General features: G+C 64.3%; 6 protein-coding genes. 1 reads left to right on the top strand and 5 read right to left on the bottom strand.

Annotation, left to right across the window (positions count from 1 at the left end; all coding sequences use genetic code 11):
- Nucleotides 1-114: 114 nt before the first annotated feature.
- The 3 genes from MKK75_RS00175 to MKK75_RS00165 all read right to left on the bottom strand — a co-directional run bounded on the left by MKK75_RS00175 (nt 115) and on the right by MKK75_RS00165 (nt 2,606).
- Nucleotides 115-405 carry a hypothetical protein gene (locus MKK75_RS00175; RefSeq protein WP_244040626.1) on the bottom strand — a complete coding sequence of 97 codons (291 nt, stop codon included), beginning with the start codon at nt 403-405 and terminating at the stop codon, nt 115-117.
- A 4-nt stretch (nt 406-409) separates the two neighbouring features.
- Nucleotides 410-1,894: a PAS domain S-box protein gene (locus MKK75_RS00170; protein ID WP_244040625.1), complete on the bottom strand. Its 1,485-nt coding sequence runs from the start codon at nt 1,892-1,894 to the stop codon at nt 410-412.
- Nucleotides 1,895-2,123: 229 nt separating this feature from the next.
- Nucleotides 2,124-2,606, bottom strand: a complete 483-nt coding sequence (locus MKK75_RS00165; protein WP_244040624.1) for a PAS domain-containing protein — start codon at nt 2,604-2,606, stop codon at nt 2,124-2,126.
- A 915-nt stretch (nt 2,607-3,521) separates the two neighbouring features.
- On the opposite strand from MKK75_RS00165, the gene MKK75_RS00155 reads away from it, so the two are divergent.
- On the top strand, nt 3,522-4,115 hold the full coding sequence (locus tag MKK75_RS00155) for a PAS domain-containing protein (protein WP_244040623.1): 594 nt from the start codon (nt 3,522-3,524) through the stop codon (nt 4,113-4,115).
- Nucleotides 4,116-4,392: 277 nt separating this feature from the next.
- On the opposite strand, the gene MKK75_RS00150 is transcribed toward MKK75_RS00155, so the two are convergent.
- Nucleotides 4,393-4,887 carry a peptidase S14 gene (locus MKK75_RS00150; protein ID WP_244040622.1) on the bottom strand — a complete coding sequence of 165 codons (495 nt, stop codon included), beginning with the start codon at nt 4,885-4,887 and terminating at the stop codon, nt 4,393-4,395.
- Between the two features lie 607 nt (nt 4,888-5,494).
- A partial coding sequence (locus tag MKK75_RS00140; protein WP_244040620.1) for a hypothetical protein occupies nt 5,495-5,797 on the bottom strand: 303 nt, incomplete at its 5' end.

Here is a 5,797-nt window from a genome sequence, read left to right as displayed (position 1 = left end):
CGTCCGACAACGTCGCCGCACGGCCTTCCTGCAGTAGCTCTACCGCCGTCACGTCGAAGACGGCGAGCGCGGATGCGGCACCGCGGTCAGATCGAAGCGGGATGAGCGTACCCGTCACCGTTGCGCCTCACCCAGGTTGGGGGCCCTCGCGCTGGCAACGTCTTCGACAGCATCGGGGGCGTGCCCGCGCAGGCCACTTTTCAGCTGACGCTTCAGCCTCTCGGCTTCCGCCAGCGCCCAGGCCAGATGCCGATGCGGCGCCATCCGATGGTCGAACACGGCGTCGATCCGGGCATAGCTCGTTGCGTCGGGCTCTGTCGGGTTCTCGACGGCTGCACGAAGTAGGTCACCGAGCGCCCCGTCCAGGCTGGCCTGCACTGCAGCCTCCTCGCCCGTGTCGTTCATGACCTCAGCCCACCGCCCGCGCCGCGTCGCGCACCTGCTGGGTGGCGGCGTCGACCCGCTCGCTCGCCCGCGCGATCGCCTCCATGCCGCCCGCGATCGCTACCACGCCGTGCGCGGCCGTATGCATGCTGCCCGACATCTCACGGGTCACGGCCGACTGTTCCTCCACCGCCGCCGCGATCGCCGCCGAAACCTCGTCGAGGGATCGGATCGTGCCCTGGATCGAGCTGATCGCGCCCACAGCCTCGCGCGTGGCCGCCTGGGTCGCGGTGATCTGCGCCCGGATTTGGTCGGTGGCCTTGGCGGTCTGCTCGGCCAGCGCCTTCACCTCGGAGGCGACCACCGCGAAGCCCTTGCCGGCGGCGCCGGCCCGGGCCGCCTCGATCGTCGCGTTCAGCGCCAGAAGGTTGGTTTGCGCGGCGATCCCCTGGATCATCGTCACGACCTCGCCGATCTGCGTGGCCTGCCCACTCAGGCCCTCGACGATGCCGCCGGTGCGGCGCGCCTGCTCGACCGCCTCACCCGCCATGCGCGCGGCGTGGCTGACCTGCTGGCTGATCTCGCCGACCGAGGCCGACAGCTCCTCCGCCCCTGAGGCCACGCACTGGATGTCGTTCGAGACCTGCCCGACCGTGCCAGCCGCCTCGGCCGTCTGCCGGGTGACGGCCTCGACCGCGGTGCCGATCGCGTCGAGATCCGCGCCGATCGCGCGCTGCGCCTCAGTCCGGCGCTGGTGGTCCTGGACCTGCGCGGTGATGTCGGCGGCAAACTTCACCACCTTCAGCACGGTGCCATCCACGTCCTTGATCGGGTTGTAGCTCGCCTGGATCCAGACCTCGCGGCCGCCCCTGGCGATGCGCCGGAACTCGCCAGCGGCGAATTCACCGCGTCCAAGCTGATCCCAGAACCCACGGTAGGCCGCGCCCTGCTGCTCGGTCGCGTCCACGAACATGCTGTGGTGCCGGCCCCGGATCTCCTCGAGCCGGTAGCCGAGTGCGTCGAGGAAGTTCTGGTTGGCGTCGAGGATGGTACCGGTCGGATCGAAGGCGATCACCGCCTGCGAGCGGTGTAGGGCGGCGATCTGACCGTCGAGATCGAGCATGCGGCCCTTCTGTTCGGTGATGTCGGCCGCGAACTTGACGACCTTCACCACGCGGCCTGCGCGGTCGAGTACGGGGTTGTAGCTCGCCTGGATCCATACGGTCCGCCCGCCCTTGGCGATGCGCTTGAACTCAGCGGACTGGAAAGCGCCCCGCCGCAGACCATCCCAGAAGCTACGGTACTCGGCGCTGTCGCGGTAGCAGGGCTCGACGAACATGCCGTGATGCTGACCCTGCACCTCGGGCAAGGTGTAGCCCATGGCGGTCAGGAAGTTGGCGTTGGCGGTGAGGATGGTACCATCGGGCTGAAACTCGACCACGGCCTGGGAGCGATCGAGGGAGTCGAGCTTAGCTGCCTGATCCGCATGCGCGCGCGTTCCACCGAACATGGCCGTTCCCCCAAGATTGTTGTGCTGCTTGACGACAAATCTGAAGGCAGTCGACCAGAGGAGCACCCTGCCGACACGTCGACCCTCGCCTCATCGCTTACGGCGACATTAGGTAACGAGAGTTACTTTGCGCTTAATGCGTTCGATCAAGACCTGTATTTACGCTGAAATTAACTCATATCAGTCCCTAAAAGCAGTTTTACGCCGCCGTGATTAGAAACAATACAACTTATCCGTGCTTAAAGATAGCGAGTTCGCGCAAGGCACTGGTTAATGGATCGTCACTTACCAAACCGGTCTCATAGCGACCGGCCGCGCTGACGGTGGGACGCCCGATCCGTCGGGTCACTGCGCGCTCGAACGCCACGAAGTTCTCGATCCGCCCATCGGCAGCGCGCAGGGGCCGGCAGTCGATCTCGACACGATATTTGGACCCGTCCTCACGATAGTTGGTGAGGTAGCCATGGAAGCGCTCACCAGCAATGAGGGCACGATGGCAGGTGTCGAGCGTCGAGCGGCGCGTCTCCTTGCCCTGCATGATCCGTGGATTGCGACCTATGACATCCTGCAGGTTTCGTCCAACTAGCCGCCCAGAAGCTTCGTTGGCATACAGAATAACTGGACCAGGCGGGAGGATCGTCGTGTCCGTTATGATCACGCCGACCGTCGCGTCATGAGCCAACGCGCGAATGATTTCGAATGCCGTCATCATGGAGCGTCACTACACACGCGCCGACTATCTGATAACGTCGCACGACGCATCCCCGGTCGGCGAAATTGGCGCTTCTAGATGCATAGCCGTTCAGCCTCGGCCCGCCACGCATCTCGCTTCACCTGCACCGCCTCGATGCAGGCGTGCAGGTGGCCGGCGTCGATTGCGGTCTCCAGGAGCATCTCTTAAGCGGCCGCCAATTGCTCGCGCAGCTCGGCGTTCTCCGCTGCCAGCGGTCAGCAGAAGCGCCGCCATGTCGTCACCCATGCCGATCCTCGCACCGCCGCCCCGGGGACGCGGCTGGTAGGCCCGAGATGGTTACCCCGTCGACAAGGGGGTGGGGTCCTTGGGTGTTCGTGGCAACCTCATCTACAACAGGATCGCCGGGTCACGGGAACAAAGTCGCACCATTTTCCGTCGCTCCGATCGAACAACCTGTGGGACGTGGCTCGGATGGAAGCTTAAACCTCCGGCCCTCCGTGAGGGCTCTCGTGCTCATCGCAGTGTCGGCGGATCCTCGCTTGCTCGGCTCACGAAGGAGCGCGCGAGATCGAGACAGCGTTGCCGATGGTGCGGGTTCGCGATCTGCTGGAACAGCATCAGGAGTTCCGCCACCTCCGCAGCGGATGGAGCGCTCGCGTGTCATCCAGCGGGGGCCGCGAGAACGCCTCCACCGGCAGGCCCAGCGCACTCGCGATGGCCTGTAGCCATCTAGCTGACGGCGTATCGCGATCGGATCGGTCCATGCCATCCCCGCGGGCATCCGCGAAGTCTGGGATGGACTATGCCGCGGCGTTGATCGTTCAAAGGAATTTTGACTGCAAGTTGAAAAAACTGCGCCCTGTCGCCCACTATACGTCAGCGTTTCCACCTGCAATTGTACGCATAATCAGAACCAAGGCTCGGAGAAACGCCATGGCGGGCGATGACCCCGCTCACGGAGCAGGGGAAGCCAGAGGCCGAAACAACGCCCTCGCAGCAGCCGGTATCGTCGGGACATGGGAATACGATCACGGCCGCCAAGTCATGCGCTACTGCTCCGAAGCCGCCACGCTGCTGGCAGGGGACGTCGATCTCGCGGGCCACGATCTGGACCCTATTCAGGCGCTGGCCGGCGTTTACACCGATGATGTCGCTTGGCTACGCACCCAGATGTGTCGTGCGGCCTCGGCGCCCGGTGTGTACATCAGCGAGTACCGTGTCCGGTCCGAACAAGATGGGATCGGTCGGGTCCTGTGTCGTGGTCGGACCTACTTCGATGTCGCGGGCAAGCCGACGGTGACGCTGGGGATTGTGCTCGATATCACCGAGATCGAGGCGGACGGGCGGTATCGCCATACGAGCGGCGGGGACAAGCTTGATGCCGCCGCGGAGCACGGTGTCGCCGCCTACGAAGCCATCCAGGCGACGGGCATCGAGTGTCTTGTGGCGCCGGCACGAAATCTGTTGCTGGCGATCGGCCAAGAGATCGCGCGTAGCCTGACGAAGGTGCGCAAGCCCCTGCACTGATGGGCCGTGGGCCGCCGCTCGCGGTCTCCAGTCCCGCGGCGCTGCGCCGACCCTCACGCGGCTGCCCGGCCGAGGCATCACGGGCGCTCGATGGGGAACTGGCCCAGAACCCACCTGTCGTCGCGTGCTTACCCGCCGCGGGGCCGTGTGGTGTCGCGAACACCTATCGGGTACGTGTGCGGGAAGGATCGGTAATGTAACAGCCGCGCAGAGCAATGTCGCCGCTTCGGCCTGACATCGCATTCGATTTTTGCGGGGGGAGCATGCGCTTACGCCGTCACATGACGGCTTCAATCAGCCCGAGCGCTTTTGCCTTTTCAGCCTCGATGTACCAATTCTCCGGGGCCCGTTGCAGCACCTCTTCCATCGTAACCGATGAGCCGCGGATGAGGTTCTCGAAGCCCTCGTTCTGAATGGCGATCGACGCCTCGATCTCGTTCAGCGTTGCCTTGAGCACAGCGCCGCAGGTGGTGAGTGGCCCCTGGATATGCAGGTGCTTGTCCAGCTTGCGCTCGTGGATCATCAGCCGCGCTCCCCGGGTCAGATACCGGTTCTGCCGGGCGAAGAAGCTCATGAACGTGGTGCCGGCGGAATAGATCGCTGCCTTCCCCAGGAAGACGAAGCGTCGGTCTCGTTCCATTTCGCTGTGATAGCGGACGTCCTCACCCATCATGCGCGCTACTTCCGGGTCACCGCCAAGTGTTGACAGCTCGATGACGACCAGTTCACGCTCGCTCGCCTGCGTCAGCTGACGCCGGAAATCCTTGTACATTTCGTAATCGACCGACCCTGACAGTAGAACTGCGGGTGTGCCGAAGGCCGAAGCGGTGAGAGACGATAGATTCATGGATCCACTGCGAGGGAACAAGATCAAAATGCGTTCGGGACCGCCTGCATGCGGCGTACCATAAACGGTTTCGGCTCATCGAAGACACAGCATCGAGCTTAAGGCGTGCCCCGCGGATTTAACCCGCGGGGCGATGATGTGCTACTTACCGCTCGGAGCGGCGCCGCTACCGGTGGCACCGTTGCCCGAACCGCTGCCGGTGGGCGCGCCGGGCGTGCTAACGGGCGGGCCGCCGCTGGTGCCAGGCCCCGCGCCTGTGCTCATCGTACCCGTGCCCATCGAGCCGCTGCCGCCCCCCATGGACTTCTCAGAGCTGCTCTTCACCGAGCCCGGGTTGTTCATGTTACCCTCGGCGCTGCCGCCGCCGGCCGCGGTCTGAGCGACGGCGGCACTGGACACTCCAAGAGTGAGCGCAGCCGCTAAGGTGAGTGTCTTCATCGACATGGACGTTCCTCCAAACGGATCAATTCGATCGGTCTCGCTCTGAACGTCGCCAACATCTTTATCGTTCAGACACTTGTCACGGCTGGGGTTACAAATCCTGCCGCCGCCGAAGCCGTAGCGCCAGGATCAGCGCGCCGGGCCAGAACACGAGGCTGAGCAGGGCGACTGGGACGATGGGACTGCCTTTCCACCACACGATGATCACCGGCAGAAACAAGCCTGGGATCGCCACCGCGAGGAATGCCCAGAACTCAAGGTCGGATAGGTCCATATGTGATCCGTAGACGAGGAACGGGCTCACGGAAGCGCGATTGCCTTGTTGCCGCATGGCAGGTCCTGCAACCGGCCAGCGGTCAACAGGGAGATACGCCGATGAGAACTGCACTGACCA

The sequence above is a fragment of the Methylobacterium sp. J-030 genome (assembly GCF_022829545.1).
Classification (GTDB): Bacteria; Pseudomonadota; Alphaproteobacteria; order Rhizobiales; family Beijerinckiaceae; genus Methylobacterium.
The sequence above is the reverse complement of the archived record's forward strand: the minus strand, read 5'-3'. Positions and strand labels throughout refer to the sequence as shown.